Source organism: Streptococcus infantis (assembly GCF_047463615.1).
Lineage (GTDB): Bacteria > Bacillota > Bacilli > Lactobacillales > Streptococcaceae > Streptococcus > Streptococcus infantis_X.
Window position 1 is genome coordinate 138,772 of sequence record NZ_JASHDO010000001.1, and the last position, 15,550, is coordinate 154,321.

The 15,550-nt window shown below is 37.6% G+C and carries 16 protein-coding genes; 14 read left to right on the plus strand and 2 right to left on the minus strand.

What is annotated here, in order from left to right; genetic code table 11:
* Positions 1-40: 40 nt before the first annotated feature.
* From efeO to QM874_RS00750, 14 genes are all read left to right on the plus strand, one after another.
* Entirely contained in the window at positions 41-913 is an 873-nt protein-coding gene (gene efeO, locus QM874_RS00685; RefSeq protein WP_414315824.1) for an iron uptake system protein EfeO, read from the plus strand.
* 5 nt (positions 914-918) lie between these two features.
* Positions 919-2,133, plus strand: coding sequence for an iron uptake transporter deferrochelatase/peroxidase subunit (gene efeB / locus QM874_RS00690; RefSeq protein ID WP_414315825.1), 1,215 nt, complete (start codon positions 919-921; stop codon positions 2,131-2,133).
* The gene (locus tag QM874_RS00695; RefSeq protein ID WP_414315826.1) at positions 2,108-3,796 is read left to right on the plus strand and encodes an FTR1 family iron permease; all 1,689 of its coding nucleotides are present in this window, start codon (positions 2,108-2,110) and stop codon (positions 3,794-3,796) included. The genes efeB and QM874_RS00695 overlap by 26 nt, the downstream gene beginning before the upstream one ends.
* Positions 3,796-4,527 carry a twin-arginine translocase subunit TatC gene (gene tatC, locus QM874_RS00700; RefSeq protein ID WP_414315827.1) on the plus strand — a complete coding sequence of 244 codons (732 nt, stop codon included), beginning with the start codon at positions 3,796-3,798 and terminating at the stop codon, positions 4,525-4,527. The genes QM874_RS00695 and tatC overlap by 1 nt, the downstream gene beginning before the upstream one ends.
* A complete protein-coding gene (locus QM874_RS00705) occupies positions 4,511-4,678 on the plus strand; it encodes a twin-arginine translocase TatA/TatE family subunit (RefSeq protein WP_000512114.1) in 168 nt (55 codons plus the stop codon). The genes tatC and QM874_RS00705 overlap by 17 nt, the downstream gene beginning before the upstream one ends.
* A 338-nt stretch (positions 4,679-5,016) precedes the next feature.
* The gene (locus QM874_RS00710; protein WP_414315828.1) at positions 5,017-5,724 is read left to right on the plus strand and encodes a 2-C-methyl-D-erythritol 4-phosphate cytidylyltransferase; all 708 of its coding nucleotides are present in this window, start codon (positions 5,017-5,019) and stop codon (positions 5,722-5,724) included.
* 4 nt (positions 5,725-5,728) lie between these two features.
* Positions 5,729-6,751 (plus strand): ribitol-5-phosphate dehydrogenase, encoded by a 1,023-nt coding sequence (locus tag QM874_RS00715; RefSeq protein ID WP_414315829.1) that lies wholly within the window; start codon positions 5,729-5,731, stop codon positions 6,749-6,751.
* 12 nt (positions 6,752-6,763) lie between these two features.
* Entirely contained in the window at positions 6,764-7,633 is an 870-nt protein-coding gene (locus QM874_RS00720; protein ID WP_414315830.1) for a phosphotransferase, read from the plus strand.
* The gene (locus QM874_RS00725; RefSeq protein WP_414315831.1) at positions 7,623-8,501 is read left to right on the plus strand and encodes a DMT family transporter; all 879 of its coding nucleotides are present in this window, start codon (positions 7,623-7,625) and stop codon (positions 8,499-8,501) included. The genes QM874_RS00720 and QM874_RS00725 overlap by 11 nt, the downstream gene beginning before the upstream one ends.
* A gap of 12 nt (positions 8,502-8,513) precedes the next feature.
* Positions 8,514-9,203 carry a sugar phosphate nucleotidyltransferase gene (locus tag QM874_RS00730; RefSeq protein WP_414315832.1) on the plus strand — a complete coding sequence of 230 codons (690 nt, stop codon included), beginning with the start codon at positions 8,514-8,516 and terminating at the stop codon, positions 9,201-9,203.
* Between the two features lie 248 nt (positions 9,204-9,451).
* Positions 9,452-10,252 (plus strand): dihydroorotate dehydrogenase electron transfer subunit, encoded by an 801-nt coding sequence (locus tag QM874_RS00735; protein ID WP_414315833.1) that lies wholly within the window; start codon positions 9,452-9,454, stop codon positions 10,250-10,252.
* Entirely contained in the window at positions 10,215-11,201 is a 987-nt protein-coding gene (locus tag QM874_RS00740) for a dihydroorotate dehydrogenase (protein WP_414316194.1), read from the plus strand. Before QM874_RS00735 ends, QM874_RS00740 begins: the two co-directional genes overlap by 38 nt.
* Positions 11,202-11,266: 65 nt before the next feature.
* Positions 11,267-12,178 (plus strand): bifunctional riboflavin kinase/FAD synthetase, encoded by a 912-nt coding sequence (locus QM874_RS00745; RefSeq protein WP_414315834.1) that lies wholly within the window; start codon positions 11,267-11,269, stop codon positions 12,176-12,178.
* Positions 12,179-12,352: 174 nt separating this feature from the next.
* Positions 12,353-13,321 (plus strand): hypothetical protein, encoded by a 969-nt coding sequence (locus QM874_RS00750; RefSeq protein WP_414315835.1) that lies wholly within the window; start codon positions 12,353-12,355, stop codon positions 13,319-13,321.
* A gap of 238 nt (positions 13,322-13,559) precedes the next feature.
* On the opposite strand, the gene QM874_RS00755 is transcribed toward QM874_RS00750, so the two are convergent.
* Positions 13,560-14,327: a DeoR/GlpR family DNA-binding transcription regulator gene (locus tag QM874_RS00755; protein WP_414315836.1), complete on the minus strand. Its 768-nt coding sequence runs from the start codon at positions 14,325-14,327 to the stop codon at positions 13,560-13,562.
* 127 nt (positions 14,328-14,454) lie between these two features.
* Complete coding sequence (gene nrdF / locus QM874_RS00760) at positions 14,455-15,417, minus strand: class 1b ribonucleoside-diphosphate reductase subunit beta (protein ID WP_049505006.1); 963 nt, start codon at positions 15,415-15,417, stop codon at positions 14,455-14,457.
* Positions 15,418-15,550: the final 133 nt, after the last annotated feature.

Here is a 15,550-nt window from a genome sequence, read left to right on the forward strand (position 1 = left end):
TTTAAAAAATGGGATTCCCATGATTTAATAGGAGTAATTAATGAAAAAACTTGGTTTTATCCTTTTATCTTCGGCTTTGTTGTTATCAGCTTGTGCAGTTCGTTTTGAACAATCGTCAACTACAAGTGATTCTTCTCAGGTCGCAAAATTGTCAGAAGATAATCAAAAACTTTTGGATAAGGCAACTAGTGACTACAAAGCATTTGTGGAAGAACAGATTGATAAACTTTTAACGGATACAGAAGGTTTTGTTCAACTATTGAAGGATGGTAAGTTAGAAGAAGCTAAAAAGGCATACCCTTTAATCCGTATGTCTTATGAACGTTCAGAGCCGATTGCAGAGAGCTTCGGAGAATCTGATGTGAAGATTGATTTTCGATTAGCAGACTACTTAGATGAAAATAAGACCGAAGAAGGTTGGTCTGGTTTCCACCGTATTGAGCGCATTCTTTGGGAGGAAAACACAACCAAAGGAACTGAGGTTTTTGGTGACCAACTGGTAAATGACATCAAGGAATTAAAGGCTAAGATTGCGACTGTAGATGTTGATTACAAGATTATGCTAACTGGCGCTGTTGACCTTCTTAATGAAGTAGCGACAAGTAAGATTACTGGTGAAGAGGAGATTTATTCTCATACAGATTTGTATGATTTCCGTGCCAATATCCAAGGTGCTGAAAAGATTTTCCAACTCTTTAAACCCTTGCTTGAAAAATCAGATGCAGCTCTGGTTAAAGAGTTAGAAGAAGATTTCAAATCTGTCAATAGTTTGTTAGACAAACACATGACGGACAAGGAACACTATAAGCTCTATACAGACTTAACGAAAGAGGATACCAAGGAATTGTCTGAAGCAGTCACAAAACTTGGTGAACCATTATCACAAATGGGTAAATTTCTTGGTGGAGAATAAGTAATATGACAAACAAAGGCGAAAAATTTTTTGAACAAAAAATGGACCGTCGAGAATTTCTAAAAAAAGCAGGTATCGGAGGGGCTGGTCTCGCACTTGGACTCTCTGGTGCTTCTGCTTTTTTCTCACCTAAGCTTGATGGTCAGGAGAAAATCTCGTACGGGGATGAAAAAATAGCCTTCTATGGTAAACACCAAGCTGGCATTACAACTGTCATGCAGAAAAACATTTATTTTGTGGTTTTAGATTTGCATACAACTGACAAAGAGAAAATCATCCAGTTATTTAAGGATTGGACGGATTATAGTGCCAAACTTGTAGAAGGAGAATTGGTTAAAAAAGATGGTAACAATAGCCTCTTGCCTCCAAGTGATACTGGAGAAACAGTTGGGCTTAATCCTCATCGTTTGACCCTGACCTTTGGAATTTCGGCTAGTTTCCTAGAAAAGATGAAACTAGAGAACAAACGTCCCAAACTTTTCAGAGATTTACCTCCATTTCCCAAGGAACAGTTACGAGAAAAGTACACGGGTGGAGATATAGTTATCCAAGCTTGTGCTGATGATGAGCAAGTTGCCTTTCATGCTATTCGTAACCTTATTCGCAAGGGTAGAAATGCCGTTACTCTCCGTTGGAGTCAATCAGGGTTTGCAGCTATCGGTAATCGTATGGAAACTCCTCGGAATCTCTTTGGTTTTAAAGACGGGACTGCTAATGTTACCACTGAGAAAGAATTTGATCAGGTTGTTTGGGCTGACAGTAAGGATTGGATGGAAAATGGTTCCTACATGGCCGTTCGTCGCATCCAGATGTTCCTTGATACTTGGGACCGAACCAATCTGGAGGAGCAAGAAAATACCTTTGGGCGCTATAAGGAAAGTGGAGCTCCTTTTGGTAAGAAAAACGAATTTGATGAGGTGGACTTGAGTCTTCTTCCTGACGATTCTCATGTACGTTTAGCTAAAGAAGTGGATAAGCCTCTCTTGCGTCGCTCTTATTCTTATTCTGATGGAATTGATGAAAAGACAGGTCAGTTTGATACTGGTTTGCTCTTTATCTCTTTCCAAAAGGACCCAGATAGCTTTGTTAAAGTGCAGACCAATCTGGGTGCTACGGATAAAATGAACGAATATGTTACCCATATAGGTAGTGGTCTTTTTGCTTGCTTTGGTGGAGTGGAGAAGGGAGGTTACATTGGGCAGAAATTATTTGAATCCTAAAAGTCTTATCCTCATTTTTGCCTGCTTCTTCCTGCTAGTTTTCCCGGTAGGTGCTAAAGAAAATTTGAGTCCCTACTTTGTGAAAATAACTGATGCAACTAAAGCTGTTAAAGAAGGCAAACAAGATCAGGCAAGAAAACTAATTGATGAAATGACCAAAGACTTCGAGAAAGTCGATAATTCTGACTCCGAAGCAGGACGTAAAGTTCAAGAAAAGTTAGCCTTAACTGGTGATATTACTGAAGACCAGCTTACTCAGATTTCTTTAGCCCTTTTGACATTTGAGAAAGAGCAAAATCCAGTCGACCTTGATGCAGAAAAAGAGAAACTTGTTTTACGATTAGAACCTCGTTTTCAAGCCTTAGACAAGGCAATCGCTTCTCAAGATCTGGAAGCAGTAAGAGAAGCCTATAAAAAAATGAATTCAACCTGGACCATCAATGAAGCAGTGGTTCGCGACCATAGTACAGCTCATTATGGGCAAGTGGAAACAGCAATTTCCTTCCTGCGTAGTAGCATTGAGACTGAACCAACGAACTTTGATAGTATTCAGGCATCGTTTGATGATTTGAAAAAAGCCATTTCTAACTTTGTTGAAGGTACAGAAATAGCGACTACATCTTCGAATCTGACCCTGAAGGATGGGATAGAACTTTTAAAGAAGGCTTTGACCCAATTTCAAGCTGGTCAAGATAGTGATGCAGCTGCGACGATGAAGGAGTTTATTACTATTTGGCCCACCATCGAGGGTTCTGTAAGTACAACCAATCCTTCGCTTTATACCAAGGTTGAAAGTGAAAGTCCTGTCATCATGGTTAAGGGAAAGGAAAGTGAATATCAAGAAAAGCTTTCTAGCTTGATTGCAGAGCTATCTCAAATTGATACTAGCGCTTCCTATAATGCATTTGACGCCATGCTCATCTTGCTCCGAGAAGGTGTAGAAGCACTCTTGATTGTCATGGCGCTTGTGACAACTTTGAAAGCTGCCAAGATGAGACAGGGCCTCAAGTGGGTCTATGGTGGTGCATTTGCTGGTATAGTGGCCAGTCTTTTGATTGCCTATATCCTACAGATTGCCTTTCCAGCAGTTGCCTCAGGAACCAACCGTGAAATCATCGAAGGAGCAGTCGGGATTTTTGCGGTTATCATGATGATTCTAATCGGTATTTGGCTTCATAGCAAATCTTCTGTTAAAAAATGGAATGCTTTTATGGATTCGCAGATGCAAACTGTCACGAAAACAGGATCGTTCCTTTCTATGTTTGCTCTGAGTTTTCTAGCCGTATTCCGTGAAGGTGCTGAGACGATTTTATTCTATGTGGGGATTCTGCCAAGGATTTCTAGTTTTGACTTTGTCTTAGGAATTTCTCTAGCCCTCTTAGTCTTAGTCTTGATTGCCTTTGTGATGAACAAGGCTAGTCAATTTTTCCTACCTCACAAGGTTTTCTTTATTCTGACTTGGATGATTTATGCTTTAGCCTTTAAGATGACGGGAGTCAGCATTCATGCCTTGCAGTTGACAAATATGATACCGAATCATCTGATTGCAGGAATACCAACTATTGATATATTTGGAATTTACCCTAGTTGGGAAGGGTTAGCAGGTCAGACTTTTTTTATCCTCGTAGTTTTTCTAATTACCATTAGACAGGGTGAAAAGTAATGGATCAAAAGGAATTGACAATTATTGAACATTTGGTAGAATTTAGAAAGAGATTGCTAGCAGTAGTTGTTTGCTTCTTTCTAGTATTCTGCGTTTCACTATTATTTGCCGATCAGGTTTATCAATTTATCACACAAGGCTTTAATCAGAAGTTAATCGTCTTAGGACCGAATGATATTTTATGGATTTATCTTCGTTTGGCAAGTTTGATGGCCTTTAGCCTTACTTTGCCCTTTACCGTCTATCAAGTCTGGAGTTTTGTTCGACCAGCCCTTAAAACTGAAGAAGCAGGGGCGATTTTTGCTTATATACCTGCAACATTTCTTTGTTTTATCTTGGGATTAGCCTTTGGCTTTTATTTTGTCACACCAGCTATACTTCAGGTCTTACTAGGATTAGGTGAAAACTTATTTGAAACGCAACTGACAGCGCAAAATTATCTAGCTTTTGTCTTTCAAACAACTGTACCACTAGCGTTTATCTTTGAATTGCCAGTTATCATTGCTTTTTTTACCTCAATTGGTTTGATTGGACCTGGCCTACTCATTTCTTATAGACGTTATGCTTACTTCATTTTATTGGTATTGGCAGTTATATTGACGCCGGCCGATTTTATTAGCGATTTAGCGATGACTGTTCCCCTAATCCTTTTGTATGAGGCTAGTATCGCTATTAGTAAATGGATAATTAAGAGAAAAAGGAAAGGAGAAAAAAATGGGAATCTTACGTGATATTGGTGCACCAGGCTTGATAGTCATTGTTCTTGGAGCATTGTTGATTTTTGGACCAAAACGCTTACCAGAGCTAGGCGAATCAGTAGGAAAGATGCTTGCCGAGTTTAAGAAAGCCGTTAAGGGCATCGGCGAGCAAGAAGAAAAATAAACCGAATCTTGTTGAATAGGGTTGAGAATTGTTAGAAGGGATTTTCTCTGGCAAATATTCTCAACTCTTTTTATTTGGTTTAAGGTTTCTTTAAGGTTTGTATTATATTCTAAAGAACTCTATATTAACCGAACGTTAAACAGATAATATAGAAAATAACCTAAATTTATTTCTTAATTTGTTATGAAATGTTCAGCTTTAGGTACTATTGTTCGCTTTTTGGTCGAAATAGTGAGTTGGTTCGACTAAATGGTGCTCTATCTTTTCTTCATGATAAAGATAGATTGTGATATAATAGATGGTAATGAGTTTTTTAGAATAAAAAAAGGAGAAAATATATGATCTATGCAGGAATTTTAGCGGGTGGCACCGGCACACGCATGGGGATCAGTAATTTGCCAAAACAATTTCTAGAGTTGGGAGATCGCCCAATCTTAATTCACACTATTGAGAAATTTGTTTTAGAACCAAGTATTGAAAAGATTGTAGTTGGAGTTCACGGAGACTGGGTGACACACGCAGAAGATTTAGTTGAAAAATTCCTTCCACTCCATAAAAATCGTATCATTATCACCAAAGGTGGTGCAGATCGAAATTCTAGTATTGAAAAGATTATTGAGGCCATTGATGCTTACCGTCCATTGACAGAAGATGATATTGTGGTCACTCATGACTCCGTTCGTCCTTTTATCACTCTTCGAATGATTCAAGACAATATTGAACTTGCTAAAAACCATGATGCTGTTGATACGGTGGTTGAAGCAGTCGATACCATTGTAGAGAGTACAAACGGACAATTCATCACAGATATTCCAAACCGTGCCCATCTCTATCAAGGACAAACTCCACAAACCTTCCGTTGCAAGGATTTTATCAATTTGTATGGTTCTCTCTCAGTAGAAGAAAAAGAAATTTTAACAGATGCATGTAAAATCTTTGTCATTAAGGGGAAAGATGTAGCCTTGGCTAAGGGTGAATACTCAAATCTTAAAATCACAACAGTTACAGACTTGAAGATTGCTAAAAGCATGATTGAGAAAGACTAGAGACATGATTAATCAAATTTATCAACTGACAAAGCCAAAGTTTATCAATATCAAATATCAAGAAGAGGAAATTGGCCAAGAGAATCATATCCTCATTCGACCAAATTATATGGCGGTTTGTCACGCGGATCAACGTTACTATCAAGGGAAACGTGATCCAAAAATCTTATCAAAGAAACTTCCAATGGCTATGATTCATGAGTCTTGTGGTACAGTCATTTCTGATCCAACTGGGACTTATCAAGTTGGTCAGAAGGTTGTCATGATTCCAAATCAACCACCTATGCAAAGTGATGAGGAATTCTACGAAAATTATATGACTGGAACATATTTCTTATCAAGTGGCTACGATGGATTCATGCGAGAATTTGTTTCTTTGCCTAAGGATCGTGTAGTGTCTTATGAAGATATCGAAGATACAGTTGCTGCCATTACAGAGTTTGTCAGTGTGGGCATGCACGCCATGAATCGTTTCTTGACAGTTTCACATAGCAGACGTCAGCGTATTGCAGTTATTGGGGATGGCAGTTTAGCCTTTGTCATGGCTAATATTATCAACTATACCTTGCCTGAAGCAGAGATTATCGTCATTGGTCGTCACTGGGAGAAATTAGAACTCTTCTCTTTTGCTAAAGAGCTCTACATTACTGATAATATCCCAGAGGACCTTAGTTTTGACCATGGTTTCGAATGCTGTGGTGGTGATGGATGTGGACCTGCTATTAATGATCTCATTCGCTACATTAAACCTCAAGGAACTATTCTTTTAATGGGAGTTAGTGAGTACAAGGTAAATATCAATACTCGTGATTCATTGGAAAAAGGTTTGCTACTGGTTGGTTCTTCGCGTTCTGGGAGAGTTGACTTTGAAAAAGCCATTCAAATGATGGAGATTAAGAAGTTTGCCAATCGTTTGAAGAATATCATTTATCTGGAAGAACCAGTAAGAGAGATTAAAGATATTCATCGAGTTTTTGCAACAGACCTTAATACTGCCTTCAAGACAGTATTTAAGTGGGAAGTCTAATGGAGGCTAATCGTGGAAAAAATCATCAAAGAAAAAATTTCTTCTTTACTATCTGAAGAAGAGGAAGTCCTCAGCGTTGAACAACTGGGAGGCATGACCAACCAAAACTATTTGGTTAAAACATCTTCAAACCAGTACATCGTTAAGTTTTTCGGTAAAGGTACGGATAAATTAATCGACCGCCAGAATGAAAAGTTCAATCTTGAATTATTGAAAGATTTGAAATTAGATGTAGAAAATTATCTTTTTGATATTGAAGCTGGTATCAAAGTCAATCAGTACATTGAAAATGCTGAAACGCTTGATTCAACTATCATTAAAACCAAATTTGGAAAAATTGCGCCAATTCTGCAAACGATTCATGCTTCTGGTAAAGAATTAAAGGGAGAATTTGCGCCTTTTGAGGAAATCAAAAAATATGAATCTCTGATTCAAGATGAAATCTCTTATCCAAATTATGAAGCTGTAAGAAAATCAGTATTTTCTCTGAAAGAAGAGCTTGAACAAATCGGAATTGAGAAGAAATCATGTCATATTGATTTGGTTCCTGAAAACTTCATAGAAGGACCAGATGGTCACCTTTATCTGATTGATTGGGAATATTCTTCCATGAATGATCCTATGTGGGATCTTGCGGCTCTCTTTTTAGAGTCTGAATTTACTACAGACGAAGAAGCTTCCTTCTTGTCATATTATGAAAGCGAACAGACACTAGTTTCTCGGGAAAAAATTCGTATCTACAAAATCTTGCAAGACATTATTTGGAGCCTATGGACCATTTACAAAGAGGAAAATGGTGCAGATTTTGGAGATTATGGAATCACTCGTTATAATAGAGCTGTAAAAGAATTGCAGTCTCAGGGAGGTATTGATGAAGACTAAAAATGGAGTTTCCTTTGGACTTATATCAGGTATTTTTTGGGGATTAGGGCTAACCATTAGTGCTTATATCTTTTCAATCTTTACAGAGCTTTCGCCTTTTGTAGTAGCAGCAGCACACGATTTTCTGAGTATTTTTATCTTGCTAGGATATCTTGTATTTAAAGAAGGTAAAGTACGTTTTTCAATCTTCTTGAACATTCGAAATGTAAGTGTCATTATTGGAGCACTTTTAGCTGGGCCGATTGGGATGCAAGCCAATCTCTATGCGGTCAAATATATCGGTAGTTCATTAGCATCCTCAGTTTCAGCTATTTATCCTGCAGTATCTGTCATTCTCGCTTTCTTTTTCTTAAAGCATAAGGTTTCTAAGAATACAGTATTTGGAATTTTGTTAATCATTGCAGGTATTATTGCTCAGACTTACAAGGTTGAACAAGTGAATTCCTTCTATATCGGAATACTCTGTGCCTTGATTTGTGCGCTTGCTTGGGGAAGTGAAAGTGTTCTGAGCTCATTTGCTATGGAAAGTGATCTCAGTGAGCTAGAAGCCCTTTTGATACGACAAGTCACATCTTTCTTGTCCTATCTTGTCATCGTTCTCTTCTCACATCATTCATTTGCGGAAGTGGCAAATGGTCAATTGTTAGGTCTTTTGATTATCTTTGCAGCATGTAATATGATTTCTTATCTAGCCTATTATATGGCTATTAATCGATTGCAGCCGGCAAAAGCTACTGGTCTAAATGTGAGTTATGTAGTATGGACTGTTTTGTTTGCAGCGATTTTCTTGGGTTCGCCCCTTAATTTGCTGACCATCATTACTTCCCTTATCGTAATGGCTGGTGTTTATATTATTATTAAAGAATAAAGGAGAAAACGCGTGAAAGCGATTATTTTAGCAGCCGGATTGGGAACTCGTTTGAGACCCATGACAGAAAATACTCCCAAAGCCTTGGTCAAGGTTAATGAAAAACCTTTAGTTGAATATCAAATCGAATTTTTGAAAGAACGTGGAATTGATGACATTATCATCGTTGTCGGTTATTTAAAAGAACAATTCGACTATCTCAAAGAGAAATACGGTGTTCGTTTGGTCTTTAATGATAAGTATGCTGATTACAACAACTTTTACTCTCTTTACTTAGTAAAAGAAGAGTTGGCTAACAGCTATGTCATCGATGCGGATAACTATCTTTTCAAGAATATGTTCCGCAATGATATCGAACGTTCAACTTATTTCAGTGTTTATCGTGAAGACTGTGATAATGAGTGGTTCCTAGTTTACGGAGATGATTACAAAGTTCAAGATATTATTGTCGATAGCAAAAATGGACGCATCTTGAGTGGGGTATCGTTCTGGGATGCTCCAACAGCTGAAAAGATTGTTGGATTTATCGATGAGGCTTATGCAAGCGGTGAATTTGTAGATCTCTACTGGGACAACATGGTTAAAGATAATATCAAAGAACTGGATGTTTACGTAGAGGAATTGGAAGAAAATTCTATCTACGAAATCGACAGTGTCAAAGATTATCAAAAATTGGAGAAGATTCTCTCTTCACAAAAATAAACAACTTTTAGAAACTGACGCCTTACCTATTTTTACTTGACTTTTCACGTTTAATACAGTATACTAGTGAAAATTTAACCTTTAAGGGCAGTCCAGAGAGACTCACAAGGTGTCAGAGAAAAGAAGCTACAATGGAAACAAGTAAGCAAGTGCTTATTTGCTACTTTTGTGTAAATATCTTACCTGAAACCTTGCAAGTGCAAGGTTTTTCTTTATCTGATCCCCTTAAAATTTAAGGAGGAAACGGTATGAATCCAAATTGTAAAAAACGCATGGGTGCTATTCGCTTGGAAGTTATGAGCGTAGTATCTCAGGAGGAAATCGCGCCAGCAATCTTTGAGCTTGTACTTGAAGGAGAAATGGTAGAAGCTATGAAAACGGGCCAATTTCTTCATTTGCGTGTACCTGATGATGCCCATCTCTTACGTCGTCCAATTTCGATTTCATCAATAGATAAGGCGACTAAGCAATGCAGACTTATCTATCGAGTTGAAGGAGTAGGGACAGCAATCTTTTCAAGCTTAAAAACAGGTGATAGCATAGATGTTATGGGGCCTCAAGGAAATGGCTTTGATTTATCTGATTTAGGCAAGCAGAATCGTGTTCTTATAGTTGGTGGTGGAATCGGAGTGCCACCCTTACTCGAAGTAGCTAAACAACTGAATGAGAGAGGTGTTGAAATAACAAGTGTTTTAGGATTTGCTACTAAAGATGCTGTTATTTTGGAAGATGAATTATCCAGATTTAGTCAGGTCTTTGTAACGACTGATGATGGATCTTATGGTATTAAAGGAAACGTATCGGTAGTGATTAATGAATTTGACACAGAATTTGATGCAATCTACTCATGCGGTGCGCCTGGTATGATGAAATATATCAATCAAACCTTCCATGACCATCCAAGAGCTTATCTATCTCTAGAATCTCGTATGGCCTGTGGCATGGGAGCTTGCTACGCTTGCGTCTTGAAAGTACCTGATAGTGAAACAGTTAGTCAACGTGTGTGTGAAGATGGGCCTGTATTTAAAACAGGAACTGTTGTTTTATAAGGAGAGTATCATGACTACAAATCGATTACAAGTCTCTCTACCAGGCTTAGAATTAAAGAATCCTATCATTCCTGCTTCAGGCTGTTTTGGCTTTGGTCAAGAGTATGCCAAATACTATGATTTGGATCTTTTAGGGTCTATCATGATTAAGGCGACTACCCTAGAACCACGTTTTGGTAATCCAATTCCACGAGTGGCAGAAACACCTGCAGGTATGCTCAATGCTATTGGCTTGCAAAATCCTGGTTTAGAAGCGGTTCTCTCTGAAAAGTTACCTTGGTTGCAAAGAGAGTATCCCAATCTCCCTATAATCGCCAATGTAGCTGGATTTTCAAAACAAGAATATTCAGAGGTTTCCCGTGGAATCTCTAAGGCAGCTAATGTAAAGGCTATTGAGCTAAATATCTCCTGTCCCAACGTTGACCATGGAAATCACGGACTCTTAATTGGTCAAGACCCAGATTTGGCTTATGATGTGGTAAAAGCAGCTGTAGGGGCATCTGAAGTGCCAGTTTACGTTAAATTGACACCAAGTGTAACTGATATCGTGACTATCGCAAAAGTAGTAGAGGACGCAGGTGCTAGTGGTCTCACTATGATCAATACCCTTGTTGGTATGCGCTTTGATCTCAAAACTAGAAAACCAATCATTGCTAATGGAACTGGCGGGATGTCGGGTCCTGCAATTTTACCAGTAGCCTTAAAACTGATTCGGCAGGTAGCTCAAACTACTAATCTTCCAATTATTGGAATGGGTGGTGTTGACTCGGCTGAAGCAGCCTTAGAAATGTATCTGGCTGGAGCATCAGCTATTGGAGTCGGTACAGCAAACTTTACAAACCCTTACGCTTGTCCTGATATCATTGAAAATCTTCCTAGGGTCATGGACAAATATGGAATAGATAGTCTAGAGCAACTACGTAAAGAAGTGAAAAAAAGTTTATTCTAAGTTTTATGCCATAGATTAAGTCTAAATTGTTTTGAAAGCGCCATTTTTCTGGTATAATAAATACTATGATTATTACAGTACCTATTAAAACAGAAAAAGACATTGCAACACCAGGACCAAACGTCCTTGTATTAGGTTATTTTGATGGAGTTCACCTTGGACATCAAAAATTATTTGACATAGCTTCTAAGATTGCTGCTGAAAAGCGCCAGGGAGTAGCTCTAGTAACCTTTAACGAATCCCCAAAATTAACCCTTAATCAATACTCACCTGAACACTTATTGCATATTCTGAATGCTAGTGAACGTGAGCGTAGATTGAAGAGAGCTGGAGTTGAAAGCTTGTATTTGATGGATTTTTCTAGTCGAGTTGCAAATATGACTGCTCAAGAATTCATTGATAGCTATGTCAAGGAAGCAAAGGCAGATACGATTGTGGTTGGTTTTGACTATAGTCTTGGATCAGACAGAAAGTCAGCCGAAGATTTAAAAGAACTTTTCCATGGTGAAGTGATTATCGTTCCACCAGTTGAGGACGAAAAAGGGAAAATTAGTTCTACACGAATTCGTCAAGCCATCTTAGAGGGTGATGTGAAAGAAGCTAGAAAACTTCTCGGTGCTCCACTGCCAACTAGAGGTGTAGTGGTTCATGGCAATGCCCGTGGTCGAACTATTGGCTTTCCTACAGCCAATCTAGTCAATTTGGATCGGACTTATATGCCGGCTGATGGTGTCTATGCTGTTGATGTTGAAATTCAGAGAAAAGTCTATCGTGGAATGGCTAGTCTAGGCAAAAATGTGACCTTTGATGGTGAAGAAGAGCGCTTTGAAGTTCATATCTTTGATTTTTCTGATGACATCTATGGCGAAACTGTAAATGTATATTGGTTAGACCGTATCCGTGACATGGTGAAATTTGATAGTATAGAACAATTAGTCAAGCAACTTAAGCAAGATGAACAGATGGCAAGAAAATAGGATTTGAAATGATAGGAGAGTTTGAGATTATCTCAAGCTCTTTTTTTGAAATATCATATATTATTTTTGATAAGCGCTTTCTTTCCCGATTTAATAGTATTTGTCTTTAAGATGATTATTGAAATTTATAGGAATTTTTGCTATAATTTAATCATCAAACTAAAGGAGATTATTATGTTTAAAGAAAAAAGAAATAAAGGCTTTATTTCAGGGCTTATTCTTTCACTAGTTTTCTTTGCTTTTTCTGCAGGAACTGTCTTCATGTGGAATGATCATCAGCATCCAATGGATCCATTTTCAGACGACACACGGTCAGGTAAAGAAGTTACTATGACTGTCTATGATATTTATCCAGAAGTAGTTGGAGAAGTTGAAGGTGGAAGTGTTTTATATCTTGTGCAATATAGCAATGATGGTGATGGTAAATTTGCAGTTGTAGAGGCTAAAGAAAATGATAAAGAGATTCAAAAACTTATGGATCAAGCTGCAACTGAAACACTTATAGATAATCCAGCTACTCTAGTAGGTACACAGTTACAACCTCTAAGTAAAAATGTTAACAACAAATCTCGAAATAATAGAATTGTAGATTTGTCTGGCTTTCTTGACTCTATACTTGAACCTGATTCAACTGTTTCATTGAACATGAATTCAAGTGTCTATCTGAGTTTGACTGAACACTCAAAAGATGGCTGGTGGCATCTCATAAGTGCTGCAATTTTTGGAGGAATTGGTCTAGTTACATTAGTGAGTGCCTTTCTTCTTCGTAAAAAATCTATCGCAGCTTTTGAAGAGCTTTATCAAGCCTATCCTGAATTGCAAGGAAATGTTGAAAATCTAGCTGGTTTGGCAGAATTTTATGATGAGAGTCTGAAGGTAATCCTCTATAAAAATCATCTCATCACTTACTTTAAAGGGACTCAAGCTTTAGACCTACGAGATGTTGAGCAACTCTATCTAGTTGAAACGAGAATTAACCGTTCCCTAATCACAAATAAAGTCTACCAGTTCTGCTATGTTCGTAAGAACGCTAAGAAAAAACAAGACATGACCTTGAAAACAACTAAAACAGTTCAAGAGCAACTGGAAGAACTTTGGAATTTAATCTCAGATAAATTTCCAGATATTCATATAGGAGTTTAATAGCAAAGCATCGATTTTCGATGCTTTTTATGTTCATACTAATTGGCTACTATCGTTATATTTTTGATAGATCTTAGAGATAATTTCTTTATGCTTTGTGCGGTGTTTTCATTATAAAGCTTGTATGCAATTTAAATCTTCTCTTTACTTCTTTCACTAAAAAAACTATTGATTGAAAAATAAAAAACTAGCCATGAAAATAGTAGTAGCTACTAGATTCTATGACTAGTTGTAAAGTTTAAGGTTTAGACTTGATAATTTTAGTTTGTTTAGATAGGGATAGGAGTGTTTCGTCACTTAATTTAGAATCAGTGATAATAGTATCGATATCTGAAATGTTGTAAAATGTAAAGAAATCAAACTTATCAAATTTGCTATGGTCAGCGAGGAGATACTTTTTATTGGCGTTTTCCAGTGCTAATTTCTGAGCTTCTCCTTCGTCCTCACTAAAAGTAGCGATAGCATGATCCTTAATACCATTACAACTAACGAAGGCTTTTGAAAATTGCAAACTGGAAATATCTTGGAGGGTTAGAGTGCCTACAAATGCTCCAGTAATTGAACGATAATTACCACCGATTAGAATTAGATCAGTTAACTTACGCTCGTTTAGAATGAGAAATACAGGCAAACTATTTGTAACAACACGAATGTTATCGATAGCAAGCTCACGCGCAAAGAACTCTAAGGTGGTACCTGGACCGATAAAAATAGTTTCTCTTTCTTCAACTAAATGACCAGCAAAGCGAGCAATTTCTTGTTTTTCTGCTGTTTGTAGTCCCTGTTTTTCAACGTTAGAACGCTCATTATTTAATAAGGAACCTGTTCGAAGTTTTTCGGCTCCTCCATGAACACGAACCAGTAAATCCTTATCTGCTAACTCTTGTAAATATCGTCTAGCTGTCATATCTGAAATATCTAGGCGACCCATAATCTCTTTAACAGTGATCGTTCCTTTTGTATTAACAATTTCTAAAATAGTATCTAATTTTTCTTGCTTCAGCATTGAACCACCCCCAAATCTAATATTATTTTATCATATTTTAAACAGCTAAGCAACTTAAAGAAAACAAAAATAAACAAAAAAAAACATCTAGTTTGTAAATAAACTTAGATGTTTTTTAGGTTAGGTATTAATTTAGTCCATAGTTATAGTCATCATCCTGCATAGCTTCAACTTCGCCAAGTAGATAACCATTACCAACTTGAGAGAAGAAGTCGTGGTTTGATGTACCGGTTGAAATCCCGTTCATAACGATTGGGTTGACATCGTCCGCTGAGTCAGGGAAGAGAGGGTCTTGTCCCAAGTTCATAAGAGCCTTATTAGCATTGTAACGAAGGAAGGTTTTAACCTCTTCAGTCCATCCAACACCATCATAGAGGCTCTCTGTGTAGCCTTCTTCATTCTCATAAAGAGTATAGAGCAGGTCGTACATCCATTCTTTAAGCTTTTCTTGCTCTTCTTCAGGCAATTCGTTGAAACCGAGTTGGAATTTATAACCAATGTAGGTTCCGTGAACTGACTCATCACGAATGATCAACTTGATGATCTCAGCTACGTTGGCCAACTTGTTGTTTCCAAGATAGTAGAGAGGAGTGAAGAAACCAGAGTAGAAGAGGAAGGTTTCAAGAAAAACACTAGCTACTTTCTTTTCAAGTGGCGTTCCGTTTAGGTAGATTTCATTGATAATTTCCGCTTTTTTCTGAAGATATGGATTGGTGTTGGTCCATTCGAAAATTTCTTCGATTTCAGACTTGGTATTCAAGGTAGAAAAGATAGAAGAGTAAGATTTAGCATGGACAGATTCCATAAACTGGATATTGTTAAAAACAGCTTCCTCGTGAGGTGTACGAATATCAGCACGAAGAGCCTGGACACCAGTTTCTGATTGCATGGTATCAAGAAGGGTCAAACCTCCAAAAACTTTACCGACAAGGTCTTTTTCCTTGTTAGAAAGCTTTCTCCAGTCATCTAAGTCGTTTGACAAAGGGATACGCGTATCGAGCCAGAACTGCTCAGTCAGTTTTTCCCAGGTTGATTTATCGATGACATCTTCGATGGCATTCCAGTTAATGGCTTTGTAGTAAGTTTTCATTTGAAATCTCTTTCTGTGTGTAGTAATGCGATAACATAATCATTTTTATTTTATCATAATTCTATGCTATAATCGAACAAAAAGTCGGATGCCCGACTTTTATGTTCTTACATGATTTTATCAGCAAAATACG

Bases quoted from the DNA above. Each gene is read 5' to 3' on its own strand.
- efeO (WP_414315824.1), top strand. From the start codon at position 41: ATGAAAAAACTTGGTTTTATCCTTTTATCTTCGGCTTTGTTGTTATCA.
- efeB (WP_414315825.1), top strand. From the start codon at position 919: ATGACAAACAAAGGCGAAAAATTTTTTGAACAAAAAATGGACCGTCGA.
- tatC (WP_414315827.1), top strand. From the start codon at position 3,796: ATGGATCAAAAGGAATTGACAATTATTGAACATTTGGTAGAATTTAGA.
- QM874_RS00705 (WP_000512114.1), top strand. From the start codon at position 4,511: ATGGGAATCTTACGTGATATTGGTGCACCAGGCTTGATAGTCATTGTT.
- QM874_RS00710 (WP_414315828.1), top strand. From the start codon at position 5,017: ATGATCTATGCAGGAATTTTAGCGGGTGGCACCGGCACACGCATGGGG.
- QM874_RS00715 (WP_414315829.1), top strand. From the start codon at position 5,729: ATGATTAATCAAATTTATCAACTGACAAAGCCAAAGTTTATCAATATC.
- QM874_RS00725 (WP_414315831.1), top strand. From the start codon at position 7,623: ATGAAGACTAAAAATGGAGTTTCCTTTGGACTTATATCAGGTATTTTT.
- QM874_RS00735 (WP_414315833.1), top strand. From the start codon at position 9,452: ATGAATCCAAATTGTAAAAAACGCATGGGTGCTATTCGCTTGGAAGTT.
- QM874_RS00740 (WP_414316194.1), top strand. From the start codon at position 10,215: ATGGGCCTGTATTTAAAACAGGAACTGTTGTTTTATAAGGAGAGTATC.
- QM874_RS00745 (WP_414315834.1), top strand. From the start codon at position 11,267: ATGATTATTACAGTACCTATTAAAACAGAAAAAGACATTGCAACACCA.
- QM874_RS00750 (WP_414315835.1), top strand. From the start codon at position 12,353: ATGTTTAAAGAAAAAAGAAATAAAGGCTTTATTTCAGGGCTTATTCTT.
- QM874_RS00755 (WP_414315836.1), bottom strand. From the start codon at position 14,327: ATGCTGAAGCAAGAAAAATTAGATACTATTTTAGAAATTGTTAATACA.
- nrdF (WP_049505006.1), bottom strand. From the start codon at position 15,417: ATGAAAACTTACTACAAAGCCATTAACTGGAATGCCATCGAAGATGTC.